At 32.6% G+C, this 16,495-nt stretch carries 15 protein-coding genes and 1 pseudogene; 6 read left to right on the top strand and 10 right to left on the bottom strand.

Going from position 1 to position 16,495, the window contains the following annotated elements; all coding sequences use genetic code 11:
- Positions 1-816: pseudogene (locus tag B4I81_RS01710) on the bottom strand (ATP-dependent metallopeptidase FtsH/Yme1/Tma family protein); the annotation flags it as partial.
- A 7-nt stretch (positions 817-823) separates the two neighbouring features.
- A complete protein-coding gene (gene rsfS, locus B4I81_RS01715) occupies positions 824-1,195 on the bottom strand; it encodes a ribosome silencing factor (protein ID WP_291106740.1) in 372 nt (123 codons plus the stop codon).
- Between the two features lie 85 nt (positions 1,196-1,280).
- On the opposite strand from rsfS, the gene B4I81_RS01720 reads away from it, so the two are divergent.
- From B4I81_RS01720 to B4I81_RS01730, 3 genes are all read left to right on the top strand, one after another.
- Positions 1,281-2,012 carry a biotin--[acetyl-CoA-carboxylase] ligase gene (locus B4I81_RS01720; RefSeq protein ID WP_291106742.1) on the top strand — a complete coding sequence of 244 codons (732 nt, stop codon included), beginning with the start codon at positions 1,281-1,283 and terminating at the stop codon, positions 2,010-2,012.
- Between the two features lie 104 nt (positions 2,013-2,116).
- Positions 2,117-5,275 (top strand): cytochrome c biogenesis protein CcsA, encoded by a 3,159-nt coding sequence (gene ccsA, locus B4I81_RS01725; RefSeq protein ID WP_291106744.1) that lies wholly within the window; start codon positions 2,117-2,119, stop codon positions 5,273-5,275.
- 89 nt (positions 5,276-5,364) lie between these two features.
- On the top strand, positions 5,365-5,958 hold the full coding sequence (locus tag B4I81_RS01730) for a glutathione peroxidase (RefSeq protein ID WP_291106745.1): 594 nt from the start codon (positions 5,365-5,367) through the stop codon (positions 5,956-5,958).
- A 64-nt stretch (positions 5,959-6,022) separates the two neighbouring features.
- Here B4I81_RS01730 and B4I81_RS01735 read toward each other — a convergent pair whose 3' ends face one another.
- Positions 6,023-6,517: a GNAT family N-acetyltransferase gene (locus B4I81_RS01735; RefSeq protein WP_291106747.1), complete on the bottom strand. Its 495-nt coding sequence runs from the start codon at positions 6,515-6,517 to the stop codon at positions 6,023-6,025.
- 78 nt (positions 6,518-6,595) lie between these two features.
- Between B4I81_RS01735 and menD the strand changes: the two genes are divergently transcribed.
- Positions 6,596-8,248, top strand: a complete 1,653-nt coding sequence (gene menD / locus B4I81_RS01740) for a 2-succinyl-5-enolpyruvyl-6-hydroxy-3-cyclohexene-1-carboxylic-acid synthase (protein ID WP_291106749.1) — start codon at positions 6,596-6,598, stop codon at positions 8,246-8,248.
- Between the two features lie 14 nt (positions 8,249-8,262).
- Here menD and B4I81_RS01745 read toward each other — a convergent pair whose 3' ends face one another.
- Positions 8,263-8,694: a VOC family protein gene (locus tag B4I81_RS01745; RefSeq protein ID WP_291106751.1), complete on the bottom strand. Its 432-nt coding sequence runs from the start codon at positions 8,692-8,694 to the stop codon at positions 8,263-8,265.
- 26 nt (positions 8,695-8,720) lie between these two features.
- Positions 8,721-9,155, bottom strand: coding sequence for a DUF1456 family protein (locus tag B4I81_RS01750; protein WP_291106753.1), 435 nt, complete (start codon positions 9,153-9,155; stop codon positions 8,721-8,723).
- A gap of 74 nt (positions 9,156-9,229) precedes the next feature.
- Here B4I81_RS01750 and B4I81_RS01755 point away from each other — a divergent pair, with 74 nt between their 5' ends.
- Positions 9,230-9,631, top strand: a complete 402-nt coding sequence (locus B4I81_RS01755) for an excinuclease ABC subunit B (RefSeq protein ID WP_291106755.1) — start codon at positions 9,230-9,232, stop codon at positions 9,629-9,631.
- Here B4I81_RS01755 and B4I81_RS01760 read toward each other — a convergent pair.
- From B4I81_RS01760 to B4I81_RS01780, 5 genes are read right to left on the bottom strand one after another with little or no spacing between them, the layout of a single operon-like run.
- Positions 9,628-10,098, bottom strand: coding sequence for a DMP19 family protein (locus B4I81_RS01760; RefSeq protein ID WP_291106757.1), 471 nt, complete (start codon positions 10,096-10,098; stop codon positions 9,628-9,630). The two genes, B4I81_RS01755 and B4I81_RS01760, sit on opposite strands and share 4 nt — an antisense overlap.
- Before the next feature lie 13 nt (positions 10,099-10,111).
- Positions 10,112-12,103 carry an excinuclease ABC subunit UvrB gene (uvrB, locus tag B4I81_RS01765; protein WP_291106759.1) on the bottom strand — a complete coding sequence of 664 codons (1,992 nt, stop codon included), beginning with the start codon at positions 12,101-12,103 and terminating at the stop codon, positions 10,112-10,114.
- Between the two features lie 41 nt (positions 12,104-12,144).
- A complete protein-coding gene (locus B4I81_RS01770) occupies positions 12,145-12,807 on the bottom strand; it encodes a thiamine diphosphokinase (protein ID WP_291106761.1) in 663 nt (220 codons plus the stop codon).
- A gap of 39 nt (positions 12,808-12,846) precedes the next feature.
- Positions 12,847-13,671, bottom strand: coding sequence for a DUF4249 domain-containing protein (locus B4I81_RS01775; protein WP_291106764.1), 825 nt, complete (start codon positions 13,669-13,671; stop codon positions 12,847-12,849).
- Positions 13,672-13,673: 2 nt separating this feature from the next.
- Positions 13,674-16,040 (bottom strand): TonB-dependent receptor, encoded by a 2,367-nt coding sequence (locus B4I81_RS01780; protein WP_291106768.1) that lies wholly within the window; start codon positions 16,038-16,040, stop codon positions 13,674-13,676.
- 123 nt (positions 16,041-16,163) lie between these two features.
- On the opposite strand from B4I81_RS01780, the gene B4I81_RS01785 reads away from it, so the two are divergent.
- The coding region (locus B4I81_RS01785) for a hypothetical protein (protein WP_291106766.1) at positions 16,164-16,495 on the top strand (332 nt) is incomplete at its 3' end.

Raw genomic sequence — 16,495 nt, forward strand, 5'->3', positions numbered from 1 at the left:
TTGTTTTTTCCACGTGCTCTACCTACAGCGTCAATTTCGTCAATGAAAATGATAGAAGGCGATTTTTCTTTCGCTTGTTTGAATAAATCTCTAACACGAGAAGCTCCAACTCCTACAAACATCTCCACAAAATCAGAACCTGACAACGAGAAGAAAGGTACTTTAGCTTCACCAGCAACGGCTTTAGCTAACAAGGTTTTTCCTGTTCCTGGAGGACCAACTAGTAAAGCTCCTTTTGGAATTTTTCCTCCAATAGAAGTATATTTTTCAGGATTTTTTAAGAATTCAACAATTTCTTGAATTTCTTCTTTTGCTCCTTCTAATCCAGCAACGTTTTCAAATGTTACTCTTGTATCATTTTTTTCGTCAAATAATTTAGCTTTNNATAAGAATTGGTAAAAGCATTGAAATAAGCTCACCCCACATACTTTCAGGCTCCTTTTCATACTCTACAAGTTTTCCTTCGTTTGAAGCTTTTTGTAAGTTTTCTTGAAATGTTTTTAAATCCCCAATTTCAAAGAAATAATGAGGTCCTTTCGTATTTAATTTACCAAGAACATCATTTTTAACTTTGTCATGTGTTTTGTCTGTTAAAGCTGTTTTTTTTAAAAAAACGGTAGCTTTTGTATTAGTAAAAACAACCTTTTCAACCTGATTTTTATCTAAAAATTGGTAAAATTTTGATAAAGTAGTAGGTGCAGGATTACTTAAATCTAATCCTTGTGTAAACAAACTTATAGTAAAAAAAATTATCAAGACAAGTACAATACTCATCCACGGACTAAACTTAAAGCCAGAATTATTATTTTGTGCCATAAAATTTTTAGTAATTAGTGTCTATAGTTGTAATTTTTGCATCACCCCATAAACTTTCAATATTGTAGTATTCTCTAATGTGTTTTTGAAAAACATGAACAACGATACTTACATAATCCATAAGTACCCATTCGCCATTTTGTTCTCCTTCAACATGCCATGGTTTTTCTTTTAATTCTTTTGAAACCACTTTTTGAATAGAGCCAATGATGGCATTAACTTGTGTATTTGAATTACCGTTACAGATTACGAAATAATCACAAACCGTGTTTTCTATTTCCCTTAAATCAAGAATATTAATATCATTTCCCTTTACGTCTTCAATTCCTTTGATGATAAGTGCTAATAAATCATCATTATTCGTATTTTTTTTCGTCATGTAATATTTATCATTTTATGCAAAGGTATCATTTTTTGTGATTATTTTTGAACCTTAACATAAGATTAAATTTTGTTATTTAAATATGAGAATAATCAAACTCGATGCCATAGATTCAACCAACCATTTTTTAAAAGCGCTTTCGGTTCAAGAAAGTTGTGAAAATTTCACTGTTGTTAGTACAGAATCACAAACGGAAGGAAAGGGTCAAAGAGGTTCGGATTGGGCTTCTGAAGTTGGTAAAAACCTTACTTTTAGCGTTTTATACAATCAAAATATTGAAGGGATTACGAGTTTATTTACTCTAAACATTTTGGTAGCAATTAGTGTTGTTGATGTTTTAAAATCTGTTAGCAATCTTAATTTTGTCATTAAATGGCCGAACGACATTTTGGCAGAGAATAAAAAAATAGGTGGCATTTTAATCGAAAATACTTTTAAAAATTCAAAAGAAGTCCAATCCATAATTGGTATTGGTTTGAATGTGAATCAATCTCAATTTGAGAATTTGCCTCAAGCATCTTCATTGTACCAGTTAGAAAATAAAATTTTTGATAGAGAAACATTGCTGATTTCAATTGTGAATCGGTTGGAATTCAATTTAAATCAGATAAAAGTTTTAGGAGAAACTCATTTTTGGAATGCCTATCATCAAATTTTGTTTAAGAAAGATGTAGTTTCTACGTTTGAGTCAGTTGCAGGAAATCGCTTTGTTGGTAAAATTCAAGAAGTTACTCAAGAAGGCAAATTAGCAGTGTTGTTGGAAGATGATACTATCCGATTTTTTGATGTCAAAGAAATTAAAATGCTTTACTAAATTAAATACCGCTTAAAATCCTCAAACCTTTGTTAAACTTCGCTAAAAAGTTTTTGTTTTTAAGTACATTTGCGACAATTTATTATAAATGATTCCTTAAACTCATGGAGAAAAAAATACTTTCCTTGTTATCTTCCACTCGCTTAATGGCTTTTTTGTTTATACTTTTTGCCCTTGCCATGGCAGCCGGAACTTTTATCGAAGATGCCTACAATACTGATACTGCTCGAGTTATTGTTTACAATGCCGTTTGGTTTGAAGTAATTATGGTGTTTTTTGTTATTAATTTTTTAGGTAACATCAAGCGTTATCAATTACACAAAAAAGAAAATTGGGCGACTTTAATTTTGCACCTTTCTTTTATTCTAATTATAGTTGGAGCTTTTGTTACTCGTTATATCAGTTATGAAGGAATGATGCCAATCAGAGAAGGCGAATCGGCCAATATGATTTATTCCGATAAACCTTATCTAACGGTTTTGGTTGATGGAAATCACGAAGGACAAATGCGTCGTAAAACTTTTGAAAAAGGATTGTATTTGGCGCCAGAAGTTAAAGACGACGCTTTTTTGAATGCTTTTGCAAGTAACGATTTCTCAATGAGTGGTGAATTCAGTGGAATTCCATTTGAAGTGGAACATCAAGAATTTGTTATGAACGCCACCGAAACGGTTCTAGCTTCTGAAACTGGTCAATTGATGATTAAAATGGTTGAGTCGAGTGGAGGAACACGTCATGAACATTACTTAAAAGAAGGTGAAGTTCAAAACTTACACAACGTGCTTTTTGCTTTCAATAAATATACAGAAGGTGCAATTAACATTACTAAAATTGCTGAAGCCTACACGATTCAAACACCTTTTGAAGGAGATTTTATGCGAATGGCAGATAAATTACAAGGTAAAGTGGTAAAAGATTCTGTGCAACCTTTAATGTTACGTTCGTTGTATAATATTGGTGGAGCTCAATTTGTATTTCCAGAACCAGCAATCAAAGGAGAATTGACTTTCAAATCGAATAATGATTTCAAAGACAAACAAACCGATGATGCCTTAAAAGTAAAAATTAAAACACAAGGTAAAGAAGAAATCTTAACTTTAGTTGGTTCAAAAGGAAAGCAAGGAGTTCCACAAACGGTTAAGATTGGTGATTTAGAATTTACACTTTTCTTTGGAAGTAAAATTTACAATACGCCTTTCACAGTGAAACTTGACGATTTCATTGCGGATAAATATCCTGGAACAGAAAAAAGTTATTCGGCTTTCAAAAGTAAAATTGAAGTGGCTGACACCGAACAAGGAAAAACATTTAAAGATAGTGTTTTCATGAATCATATTTTAGATTATAGAGGATTTAGATTCTTCCAAGCCGGATTTGATCCAGACGAAAAAGGAACACAATTATCTGTAAGTCACGATTTCTGGGGAACTTGGATTACTTACATTGGTTATTTCTTGTTGTATTTTGGTTTGATGGCGATATTATTTACGAAAAATAGTCGTTTTTCAAGTTTGAAAGAGAAATTAGAAAAAGTAAAAGCTAAAAAAGCAGGTTTATTGAGCGTGTTTTTGATTTTATTTTCTTCATTAACTTTTGCACAACAACACAATCACCAACCTAGTAAAGAAGAAATTCTGAAGTTGTTAAAGAAATACGAAGTTTCAGCTGAACATGCGAATGAATTTGGAAAAATCGTAATTCAAGATGGTGGTCGTATGAAACCTATAAATACGTTTTCATCGGAATTACTTCGTAAAGTATCTAAAAGTGATACGTATGAAGGCATGAATTCCGATCAAGCGTTTTTATCGATGACGCAATATCCTCAGTATTGGTATTCGTTGCCAATCATCTATTTAAAAAGAGGAAATGACAGTATTCGTAAATTAATTGGAGTTGAAAAAGAAGCAAAATATGCGCCTTTAGTAGCCTTTTTCGATGAAACTGGGAGCTATAAATTAGCTAAAGTTTTAGAAACGGCTTATAAAGAACCAGTGCCGAATCAATTTCAAAAAGATTTCATTGAAGCCGATAAGAAAGTAAACCTTTTATATTCCGCTTTAAGCGGACAAATATTGAAAGTGTTCCCAGTTCCAGGCGATAAATCGAATAAATGGGTTTCGTTTTTAGAAATCAACCAACCAACAGGAACTGCTTTGGATTCCATTAAAAATGTAATGCCATTTTATTTGAATGCCTTAGATAAAGCATCTCAAAGTAAAAATTACGAACTACCAAATAGCCTTTTAAAAGGACTAACCGAATACCAAAAGAAATACGGAAAAGCCGTAATGCTTTCGGAAAGTAAAATCAATTCTGAAATTACGTATAATAAATATGATATTTTCAAGAGATTATATTATATGTATATGCTAGCTGGTGTTTTAATGTTAGCTTTCTGTATTGTTCAAATTTTCAAAAATTCCAAAGCCATCCGAACGACTATCAATGTTTTTCATGGATTAATAGGATTGTTTTTCATTTTGCATTTAGCAGGTTTAATTGTAAGATGGTACATTTCAGGTCACGCGCCTTGGAGTGATGCGTATGAAAGTATGATTTATGTGGGTTGGGCAACGATGTTCTTTGGATTAGCTTTCGGGAAAGATTCGAAACTTACGGTAGCTTCAACTGCTTTTGTAACTTCAATGATTTTGATGATTGCACATTGGAACTGGATGGATCCTTCGATCGGAAACTTACAACCAGTTTTAAATTCGTATTGGTTAATGATTCACGTTGCAGTAATCGTAGCGAGTTACGGACCATTTACTTTAGCGATGGTTTTAGGTTTAGTTTCGTTATTCTTGATGATTTTCACAAACGAAAAGAACAAAGAAAGAATGAAATTAAGCATCGACGAAATTACGTATATCAATGAAATGGCATTAACTGTAGGTTTAGTCATGTTAACCATAGGAAACTTCCTTGGCGGACAATGGGCTAACGAAAGTTGGGGACGTTATTGGGGTTGGGACCCAAAAGAAACTTGGGCTTTAATCAGTATTATGGTGTATGCATTTGTAATTCACGCGCGTTTTGTACCAGCATTGAGAGGAAGATGGATTTATAACGTAATGAGCGTTTTAGCTTTCGCTTCAATTTTAATGACGTATTTTGGAGTAAACTTCCACTTGAGTGGTTTACACAGTTATGCTTCTGGAGAAAAACAAAATGTTACGTATTACTTTGTGATTTTAGCAATTGTCTTATTAATATCGGCAATAGCTTACTTTCCGTATAAGAAATATTATAAAAAATAAGAATTTGGTCGCTAATAAGCGGCCATTTTTTTTAAGAAATGTTTATCAAAAATTGCGTTTTAATATCCTAACTTTGAAATAAAAAAAAGATGAAGAAATTAGTAACCTTGTTTTCAGTAGCAGCATTGATTTTTAGTTGTCAAAATCAGGCACAAAAAAAGCAAACAGCTACTCCAACAGCAACCACAACACCTATGGCAAAAGAAACGATTTATCAATTTAAAGTAGAAGATTTAAGTGGCGATACTTTTGATTTTTCAACCTTAAAAGGAAAGAAAATCTTAGTAGTTAATACCGCTTCGGAATGTGGTTTAACACCGCAATACGAACAATTACAAGCCATTTACGAGAAATACAAAGACAAAAACTTCGTAATTGTAGGTTTTCCAGCCAATAATTTTGGAGCGCAAGAGCCAGGAACCAACCAACAAATCGCTACTTTCTGCCAACAAAATTATGGTGTTTCGTTTCCAATGATGGCTAAAATTTCGGTAAAAGGTGGCGATATGCATCCTGTGTATCAATTCCTAACACAGAAAGCTAAAAATGGATTACAGGACAGTGAAGTAGAATGGAACTTCCAAAAATACTTAATTAATGAAAACGGTGAATTAGCAAAAGTAGTGTCACCAAGAACATTACCTACAGATGCTGAAATCGTAAATTGGATTGAAGGGAAATAGTTAGTAATTAGCGTTCAATATATAGTGTTCAGTTTATTCTTTTTTAGAATACTGAACACTTTTTTTATAATATCTTCTGAACAAAAACAGAATGCAACCATCGGTTAAATTTAAAGCCTGATTCTTTAATAAAACCAACTTCTTCAAAGCCAAATTTCTTATGAAAATCGATACTGTTTGTGTTTTCAGAATCGATAACGCCAATCATCGTGTGAAGGTTTTGTTGTTTGGCTTTTTCAATTAATTCGGTCAATAATAATTTCCCGATACCTTTTCCAATAACATTCTTATTCGCATAAACGGAATGTTCTACTGTGAATTTATACGCTTCTCTGAAACGAAATTCACTATAATAACCGAAGCCTATGACTTCATTATTCATTTCGGCAACAATCACGGGAAAACCTTTCTGAAGTTTTTCTTCAAAAATAGCTTCTTGTGTAGTTAAAGTTCGAATGTTATAATCGTACAAAGCAGTCGAATTCAAAATAGCATCGTTAATGATGTCTAAAATGGCTGGGCAATCTTGATTTTGATAGTCTCTAATTTTTATCTCCATTTCGCAAAGAAATTATATAGTAAAAGTACTAAAAACCTTTTCAACTTCGTAACTTTGTAGTTCAGTTATTTTTTTAAAATGATGTATCCAAAAATTCCTTTAGCGCAAAGCATTATAGAGATTTGCCAACAAAAAGGTATCCAACATATCGTAATTTCACCAGGTTCACGCAATGCTCCATTGACGATTGGATTTACAAATAATCCATATTTCAAATGTTACAGTATTGCTGATGAACGTTGTGCTGCATTTTTTGCTTTGGGAATTGCCCAACAAATTCAAAAACCCGTTGTTGTGGTTTGTACTTCGGGTTCGGCTTTACTGAATTATTATCCTGCAATAGCTGAGGCTTTTTACAGCCAAATTCCGTTGATAGTTATTTCAGCCGATAGACCACAAAACAAAATTGATATTGGTGACGGACAAACCATTCGTCAGGAAAATGTTTTTGCGAATCATAGTTTATACAATGCCAATTTAAGCGAAGCTATTTCAGTTGAAAATGACAATCTTATTCAAATGGCTTTGCATGTTGCGGTTACCCAAAAAGGACCAGTTCACATCAACGCACCTTTTGAAGAACCTTTGTACGAAACCGTTTCTGAATTGCAAGTACAACCAGAAATTATAGATTTTAATACCAAAATTAAGTCTTTTTCATTAGGAAATTCAACTATAGAAACTTGGGACAAAGCCACTAAGAAATTGATTTTAGTAGGAGAGTTGTTTCCAAATTCAGTAGAGCAAAAATATTTGGATGTTTTAGCGAATGATCCAAGTGTTGTGGTGTTAACCGAAAAAACATCTAATTTACATCACCTAACATTCATTGATCAGATTGATACTTTGATTACACCTTTCACGGATGAAGATTTTAAATATTTTCAACCTGAAATTCTTTTGACTTTTGGTGGAATGGTAGTTTCGAAACGTATTAAAGCGTTCTTACGAAAGTACAAACCAGCACATCATTGGCATGTGGATGAGTTAAGAGCTTATGATACTTTTGGAGCGCTTACCAATCATTTTGAAACTAAAATTAATATTTTTTTGAGTAAGTTATTGATGGAGAATACTATTCAAAGTTCTTATAAATCAAGTATTGCTTCAATTTGGAAAGATAGAGTAGCGAAACATAAAGAATATACTGCAAAAATTCCGTTTTCAGATTTTAAAGTGTTCGATTTTATTTGTCAAAATCTGCCAAAGAATATTCAGTTGCAAGTTAGTAATAGTTCGGCCATACGTTATTTGCAATTGTTTGATTTAGAAAAAAGCATACAAGTATTTTGTAATCGTGGTACAAGTGGAATTGATGGTAGTACTTCAACAGCTATTGGAGCTGCATCTGCGACAAATTTACCAACGATTTTGATTACAGGCGATATTAGTTTTTTATACGACAGTAATGCTTTATGGAACAATTACATTCCCAAAAACTTCAAGATTATTTTGTTGAACAACAGTGGTGGTGGTATTTTTAGAATTCTACCTGGTCATCAAGAAACGGAAACGTTCAATACGTATTTTGAAACGTCTCATCAATTAAATGCTTCTCATTTAGCCAAAATGTATAATTTAGAGTATTTTGAAGCGAATGATCAACTTTCATTAGAAGAACAATGTAAAGTATTCTTAAACCAAAATGAAAAACCAAGTATTCTAGAAATTTTTACACCTGAAAAAGAGAATGATGGGATTTTGTTGGGTTTTTTTAGAAGTTTGAAATAGTATTTGGGTTTATTCTATTCCTTTTTATTTGAATTAAAATCAATCATCCATTCGATACCGTATTTGTCTCTAAACATCCCAAAATAAGACCCCCAAGGACTATCACTCATTGGATATTCGACAGTGCCACCAGCTGAAAGTCCGTTGAATAAATGGTCTGCTTCTTCTTTATTTACTGCACTAACGGAAATCTTGGAACGATTTTCATTTTCATTTACGCGTCCCATACTTTCAGGTACATCATTTCCCATTAAAACGTTGTTGCCAATTGGCAATGCAATGTGCATGATTTTGTTGGCTTCGTTTTCTGAAATAGGAAATTCTTCACTTGCCAAATCTTTGAAACGCATAATTTGAGCAAACTCGCCACCAAATACCGATTGATAAAAACGAAACGCTTCTTCAGCATTCCCATTAAAATTAATATGTGGATTGATTTGTGCCATGTATTTTCTTTAAAGAAATAATATAGTTACTTTTTATTCTTCCCAGAGTTAAACTTAAAACGTTCTACAGGACTTTCTGGTTTTTGTTTTTTAGTGGAAGGTTTACCCTGTCCAAAAGGTTTTTTATCGGTTGCCGTTTTAGGTTTGAACGGCTTTTTGGTTTCTGGTTTTTTGTCTTCTCTTGGTATAGCGGTTTTGTTTTTAGCTATTTGGTCCAAAACTTCTCTTGGATTTTTGGGTTCTTCTTTTGTACCGCGTAAGTAAATGACTAATCCGTTAAGGAAATTGCGTAATAATTGATCGCCACATTCCATGTAATTCGGATGGTCTTCACTTCTAAATATATTACCTAGCTCACCTTTAGAGACTCTGAAATTCACTAAGTTTAATATCTCAATAATTTGGTCATCGCGTAATTGTAAGGCTACACGTAATTTTTTAAAAACATCGTTGTTATTCATTTTTTGTAAAATATTAGGTCAAAGATATCTATTTAAATTAAGAATTCTTATTTTTACCTGAAAAGAAATATTTTATGGATACTCATCAAGAAAAAATTAGTTTATTACAAGAAATGATTGCATTTGCTTTAATTGATGGCGAATTGCATGATCGCGAGTATGATTTTTTGGAAATGGTAGCCATGGAATTGGAAATCGAAAAAGCTGTTTTTCATCAATTATTCCAAAATAGAGGAGCTGTTACGGTTATAAAAGATGAGTTTAACAGAATTTGTCAGTTTTATCGTTTGGCCTTATTGATGAACGTTGACGGTGTATTACACGAAACGGAGCAAATTAAAATCAATGAAATCGGTATTAACATGGGATTGAATCCGTATGCCATGAAACGCATTTTGCATTTAATGAAAAACTCCCCAAACCGAATGGTCGAGGGAGATGTTTTGTTAGCGGTTTTTACAGAACAGCATAATTAGTTTCCAAATTCTTCGGAATTATTTCGGATGTAATCTACAATTAAACTAACAATATCTTCACCTTCTTCACTAAAAAATTGTTCGTCTAAGTCTTCCCAAGCACCAACTAAAGTTTCATCTGCTTTTTTGATGAAGTTTCTTCTGATTTCTACATCAGTTGAATAGGTTTTTGCAGGAAACAAGCTCCAGGCTTTCGATATTAATTCCGCAGTAGTAAAAGCTTTGATTTCTTTATAAGCAACAATTATGTCTTCAACAAAATCTCCAGCTTCTGAAGTAAAGAAAAACGAAAATCCGCCTTCTCCCATAGCGCCTTCAAAAATATCTACGTAAACGAACACTTTTTCGCCATCAGTTAAAGCCGAAAAATCATCGGTTTCTTCTTTCTTTTCCCAAATAATCTCACCAATGGCTTCGATGATTTTGATTTCGTCTTCTAATTTTAGAATGTTTGCAATATTGCTCATGTGTATTTTGTTTTTATTTAATTTTCTCTTGTAATGCCTGAATTTCATCTCTGAATTTTGCCGCTTGCATGAAATCCAATTCTTTTGCTGCTTTCTCCATCATTTTTCTAAGGTCGCGAATTTTCTTTTCGATTTCCGGTTTACTCAAGTATTGATTTTCTGGTTCGGCTGCTTTTAAAGCTTCTTTTTCATAATAGCCAGTAGAAACCGAATTTCCTGCCAATGCACTTCCTAAACTCTTATTTAACGCTTTTGGCTGGAGATTGTTCTCATTGTTATAACGAATTTGTTTTTCTCTTCTGTAATTGGTTTCATCAATCGTTTTTTGCATCGAAGCGGTGATTTTATCTGCATACATAATGGCTTTTCCATTTACATTTCGAGCGGCACGACCAACAGTTTGTGTTAACGAGCGGTGACTTCTTAAAAATCCTTCTTTGTCCGCATCTAAAATGGCCACTAACGAAACTTCAGGTAAGTCTAAACCTTCACGAAGTAAGTTTACCCCAATCAATACATCAAACAAACCTTTTCGCAAATCTTGCATGATTTCCACACGCTCTAAAGTATCTACATCGGAGTGAATATAACGACAACGAATCGCAACTTTAGTTAAATATTTCGTTAATTCTTCCGCCATTCTTTTGGTTAACGTTGTGACTAAAACACGTTCGTCTGCTTCGCAACGCAATTGAATTTCTTCGATTAAATCGTCAATTTGATTGGCACTTGGACGCACTTCAATAATTGGATCTAATAATCCTGTTGGGCGAATGACTTGTTCTACATAAACTCCTTCTGATTTTTGTAATTCGTAATCTGCAGGAGTTGCCGAAACATAAACTACCTGATTTTGTAGCGCTTCAAACTCTTCAAATTTCAACGGACGATTGTCCATAGCTGCAGGCAAACGGAAACCATATTCTACCAAGTTTTCTTTACGACTTCTATCACCTCCATACATCGCATGTACTTGGGAAATCGTAACGTGACTTTCATCGACTACCATCAAATAATCATCTGGAAAATAATCTAACAAGCAGAAAGGTCTAGTTCCAGGTTCTCTTCCGTCTAGATAACGAGAATAATTTTCAATTCCGGAACAATAACCGAGCTCGCGAATCATCTCTAAATCGAAATTGGTGCGTTCTTCTAATCGTTTGGCTTCTAAATGTTTGCCAATTTCTTTGAAATAATCCACTTGTTTTACCAAATCTTGTTGGATAGCCCAAATCGCATTTTGTAATACATCAGGCGAAGTCACAAACATATTGGCTGGATAAATCGTTAGTTTTTCATAACGCTCTATCACTTGAGCTGTTTTAGCATCAAAAGCTTCAATTTCTTCAATTTCATCTCCAAAAAAGTGAATTCGGAACGGTTCATCTCCATAACTAGGAAAAATTTCTACAATATCTCCTTTGATTCGGAAATTTCCAGGTGCAAAATCCGCTTCTGTTCTCGAATATAAACTTTGTACGAGTTGATGTAATAATTTGGTACGCGAAATCTGTTGATTAACTTCTAGATTAATCACATTTTTCTGAAACTCAACAGGATTTCCAATACCATACAAACAAGAAACAGACGAAATCACAATAATATCTCTACGACCCGAAAGCAGGGCAGATGTAGTACTTAATCGCAATTTTTCTAACTCATCATTAATCGATAAATCTTTTTCAATGTAAGTTCCTGTTACGGGGATAAAAGCTTCGGGTTGATAATAGTCGTAATACGAAACAAAATACTGTACAGAATTGTTCGGAAAAAACTGCTTGAATTCCGAGTATAATTGAGCAGCCAAGGTTTTGTTATGGGCTAAAACTAGTGTAGGTTTTTGTACTTCTTGCACCACATTAGCAATCGTAAAAGTTTTTCCAGAACCTGTAACTCCTAATAACGTTTGGTATTTTTCACCATTAAAAATGCCCTTTGAGAGTTTTTCAATGGCTTGCGGTTGGTCACCAGTAGGTTTATAATCGGAAACGACTTGGAATTTCATTAAAGTACAAAGTGTAAAATATAAGTTACAAAGTTACGAAGTTAATCCCAACATTCCATCAACAATAAATTGCCATCGGTGTGTTCAATAGAAACGATTCCATCTTCTGTAACATGATTGCTACTTCCTGTTCGATATCCTATTGTTAATTCATCATTATTTAGAGGATAAAATAAGTTTTTGGTAGTAATACCCGATGCTGTTCCAATTGGAATTAAAGAAAGTGTTGTATTCGCAGTATACCATTTTTCATATTTATTGGGTAGCAAAAATACTTTTGAATGATCATCGAGCACTACAATTTTCAATTGGTTGCGATAAGCTACTATATTGGTTATGTTGGTAATGGTATGATCGGCGCGTTTTCCGGTTGCCCAAATTACGTTTACCGCTTTATGACCTTTTTCAATAAGATAATCAAAAGCTTTTTCTAAATCTGTTTTATCTTGATTTGGCGTATGAACAATTTCTAGTGGATATTGTTTTTGTAGGTAATATTCTGGATTAAAACCTCTATCAAAATCGCCTAAAAGTACATCAACTTTGATACCAAGTTCTAAAACGCGCTCAATAGCAGAATCTAAAACAATTACAAGTGGAGACCATTCCAATAATTGCCCAATAAGCTCTTCGCTACATGCAGCGCCATTGGCAATAATTAATGCTGGTTCTTGATCGTCTCTAACAATGTGATGTGATGACATTTTTTAAGTTCAATTTTTAGATTACGAATGTAACGATAATTACTGTACAGTGTAACTTATTGTATCGGTTTCAGATAATCTAAAAAATCCAAGAGCAAAATTATTTGTATTCGTTTGATTTACAATATTTCCTCTAACCGTTGCAGGTGGTGTTTGAAAAGGACTTCCTCCATTAGTGCCAGCAATTCCTAATAAAATGTTCATATAATTGTAATAACTTTCAGAGATGCCTTGTAGTGTAAATAAAATAATATCATCTTTTTCCAATTCATTTGCTAAATATCCAAACATCTGATTATTTTGAAAAAAACTATCATTAACTACATCAAATATTGGAAGTGATACATTGGAACTATTGAACATTATCAAATAAAAATTATCTTGATTTGGTATGTCTTGGTAAAAGAATTTTACTTCTATTTGATCTCCAGTAAAACCACCATTTTCGGTTTGTTCAACATAATCGATTGTTGGAACTTCAATTAATGATTCTGTTGCGGTATAAACCTGACTGTCATAAATGACTGTTAGAGTGTAGGTTTGTCTGATTTCGGGATTAAAATTAGTGCATACATAATTGCCACTGCCAGGTGTTTCAATAAAATCATATTGAATGCCATTTCCATCGGTAATGAAAACGGTAGCACCACTTACAGTCGGAATCGTTGAAGCATAGAAGTCGGTCGTAGTGGTTAATCTTATTGTTTGTTCATTTCCTGTCGTTCCTTTTTGCCATTTGATTGAGGCATCAATAACCAATTTGGCAGGTGCCGTTGATAAATCAATGTCAACAACATCTTCACAACTAAAAAATGCAACTGAAATAATGAACAGGCTAACTATTTTTAATAAATTCTTTACCATAACTAAAACTTGAAATTATAGGTTACACTTGGCACAATTCCGAATATAGAAAGACGAACCGCTTCATTATTTCCTGAATCTTGGTTTTGTCTAAAACTAATTGAAGCGGCATTTTTTCTACTGTAAACATTATAAATTCCGAAAACCCATTCTCCGTGCCAACTTCTATTTTTATTTTTTTCTGGAATTAATGTAGCCGAAATATCTAAACGATGGTAAGTGGGTAGTCGGTTTTCATTTCTTTGTCCATACGTTGGAACGGTTATACCCTGATATTGGTATTGTCCGTTAGGATAAGTAACGGGTTGCCCACTTTGTAAAGAGAAAATACTACTAAAACTCCATTTTTCATTTAGTTTGTACATTCCAGTAACGGAAATATTATGTAGTTTATCCCAACCCGTTTTGTACCAATCGCCATTGTTTATTCCAGATTCAATCGAATTTCTTCCTGGAGTTCTTTGTTCGGAACGCGATAAAGTATAGGAAACCCAACCGTTTAGTTTTCCGTTGTTTTTTCGAGCTAAGATTTCTAATCCATAAGCTCTAGCTTCACCATTTAGGACAACTTGTTCAATATCGTCGTTAGCAATTAAATCAGCTCCATCAATATAATCTAATCTATTTTTTAGTTTTTTGTAGAATGTTTCGATTTCTAATGTGTAATTATCATCATTAAGATTAGTAAAATATCCAAGTGCAACTTGATCTAAAATTTGAGGTTTTAAATAATCATCACTAGGCGCCCAAACATCTAATGGAGTAGGTGATTGCGTATTAGAGATCAAATGTAAATATTGCGACATTCTATTGTAACTTGCTTTAATAGAACTGTTCTCGTTTAAAATATAAGCTACTGAGAAACGAGGTTCAAAATTACCAAATTGCGAAATTATATCGTTTTTTCCATAATATTTTGTTCCAATTGGAGTCGCTTTTTCATAAATATCAAAATCTGGATTGTAGGTAACAGCTTGATTATTGGCGTAAATATTTATTTCTTCGTTTCCTAATCGGTAGAATTTACTATAACGAATTCCGTAATTGATACTTAGCTTATCTGTAATTTGTTGCTCTACATCAATGTAAGCTGAAGGTTCAAATGCATATTTTTTGGCTAACTGATCTGGATTAATTCCTGAAGAACTGTTTGTAGGTTCAATCTTTCCAGGATTAAAATCGTGATAAATGGCATTTACACCATAATACAATTTTGTTTTATCAGATACATAGTGTTTAAAATCATACTTTAAATTATAATTTTTAATCCCGCTATCCCAGTTAAATCCAATGAAGTCTAAAGTTAATCCATAATAATAATCACTATAAATTAAGGATAAATTAGAGAACAATTTATCTGAAAATAAATGATTCCATCTCAAATTAAACACCGAGTTTCCATAGGTATTCATAAAGCTTTCATTTAAACTAAAAACATCCCTTCCAAAATAACCAGATAAATATAAGTTGTTATTTTCGTTAAGTTTATAACTTAGTTTGGTGTTCAAATCATAAAAATAGGCCGAGTTTTTATTATCCGTAAGTTTTAAAAATAAATGAGCATACGAACTTCTTCCTGCAAATAAGAACGAACCTTTATTTTTAATGATTGGACCTTCTGCAAGCAATCTACTTGAAATGATACCAATTCCTCCATTCATATGAAAATCAGAACTGTTTCCATCTTTTTGATAAATTTCTAAAACAGAAGCAACTCTACCACCAAATCTCGATGGAATACCTCCTTTATACAGTTTTATATCTTTTATCGCATCGGTATTAAAAACAGAAAAGAACCCGAATAAATGAGAAGTGTTATATATGGTAGCTTCATCCAATAAAACTAAGTTTTGGTCAGCAGCTCCACCTCGAACATTAAATCCCGATTGTCCTTCTCCAGCATTTGTAACCCCCGGTAGTGTTAATATAGATTTGATTAAATCTGTTTCTCCAAGAATGGCAGGCATTTGTTTTATCGTATTAACAGAGAGTTTGTTAACACTCATTTCAGGTTTTTTTACATTGTTTTTATAGATATTACTTGTAATGACAACTTCTTTTAGTTCTTGTTTACTTTCTTTTAGGCTGAAATTTTTCTTAACATTTTGATTGATTTCAATTTTTTCAGAAAGTGTTTCAAAACCAATATAGCTAGTTAGAATTGTGTAATTTCCTTTTGGTAAGGTAATAGAGTAAAATCCGTATTCGTTAGTATAAGTGCCAATGTTTAACTCAGCGACATAAACTGAAACACCAATAAGTGTTTCATTGCTATTTGTATCGGAAATAATTCCACTTATAGTAACTTTCTCTTGACTGAAAACAAAAGAAGGTAGTAATAAAAAGAATAATATTTTTTTAAGAAACATCATTTAGGTATAGATTTTGTTGTGCAAATTTCATGAAAAAAAAGCATGAAAATTTAAAACATATGTTAATTTGTAACCGAAAATGAATTTATATTATAATTTTACATCTTACAACAAGAACAAATGAATAAGCATTTTTTAATTATATTATTTATTTTCCATTTAGTTTCAACTTTTGGACAAAAAGAAAATCCTTTTAAAAGTGTTAAGTTAAAGCTTAAATGGGATGAGCCATCTAAAGTTGAGTCCAATAAAAATACAGTTACATTACCCTATAAAAGTGTTTTTGATAAAGAGGATAGTTATTTAAAACGGTATTCTATCCTTAATCAAAAGAAAGGTGAGGAAAGTGTAATGGTTCAGAAAAATGAATTTAAAAATCCTGGGGAAGAAATTAAAAAAAAATTAAATAATAAAGATAAAGAAATAAAACCCGAATACAGAGCTAATCAATT

It is taken from the genome of Flavobacterium sp. UBA6195 (assembly GCF_002422095.1).
In the GTDB taxonomy this organism is placed as follows: domain Bacteria; phylum Bacteroidota; class Bacteroidia; order Flavobacteriales; family Flavobacteriaceae; genus Flavobacterium.

Coding starts and splice junctions, on each gene's coding strand:
- rsfS (WP_291106740.1), bottom strand. CDS start 1,195: ATGACGAAAAAAAATACGAATAATGATGATTTATTAGCACTTATCATC.
- B4I81_RS01720 (WP_291106742.1), top strand. CDS start 1,281: ATGAGAATAATCAAACTCGATGCCATAGATTCAACCAACCATTTTTTA.
- ccsA (WP_291106744.1), top strand. CDS start 2,117: ATGGAGAAAAAAATACTTTCCTTGTTATCTTCCACTCGCTTAATGGCT.
- B4I81_RS01730 (WP_291106745.1), top strand. CDS start 5,365: ATGAAGAAATTAGTAACCTTGTTTTCAGTAGCAGCATTGATTTTTAGT.
- B4I81_RS01735 (WP_291106747.1), bottom strand. CDS start 6,517: ATGGAGATAAAAATTAGAGACTATCAAAATCAAGATTGCCCAGCCATT.
- menD (WP_291106749.1), top strand. CDS start 6,596: ATGATGTATCCAAAAATTCCTTTAGCGCAAAGCATTATAGAGATTTGC.
- B4I81_RS01745 (WP_291106751.1), bottom strand. CDS start 8,694: ATGGCACAAATCAATCCACATATTAATTTTAATGGGAATGCTGAAGAA.
- B4I81_RS01750 (WP_291106753.1), bottom strand. CDS start 9,155: ATGAATAACAACGATGTTTTTAAAAAATTACGTGTAGCCTTACAATTA.
- B4I81_RS01755 (WP_291106755.1), top strand. CDS start 9,230: ATGGATACTCATCAAGAAAAAATTAGTTTATTACAAGAAATGATTGCA.
- B4I81_RS01760 (WP_291106757.1), bottom strand. CDS start 10,098: ATGAGCAATATTGCAAACATTCTAAAATTAGAAGACGAAATCAAAATC.
- uvrB (WP_291106759.1), bottom strand. CDS start 12,103: ATGAAATTCCAAGTCGTTTCCGATTATAAACCTACTGGTGACCAACCG.
- B4I81_RS01770 (WP_291106761.1), bottom strand. CDS start 12,807: ATGTCATCACATCACATTGTTAGAGACGATCAAGAACCAGCATTAATT.
- B4I81_RS01775 (WP_291106764.1), bottom strand. CDS start 13,671: ATGGTAAAGAATTTATTAAAAATAGTTAGCCTGTTCATTATTTCAGTT.
- B4I81_RS01780 (WP_291106768.1), bottom strand. CDS start 16,040: ATGTTTCTTAAAAAAATATTATTCTTTTTATTACTACCTTCTTTTGTT.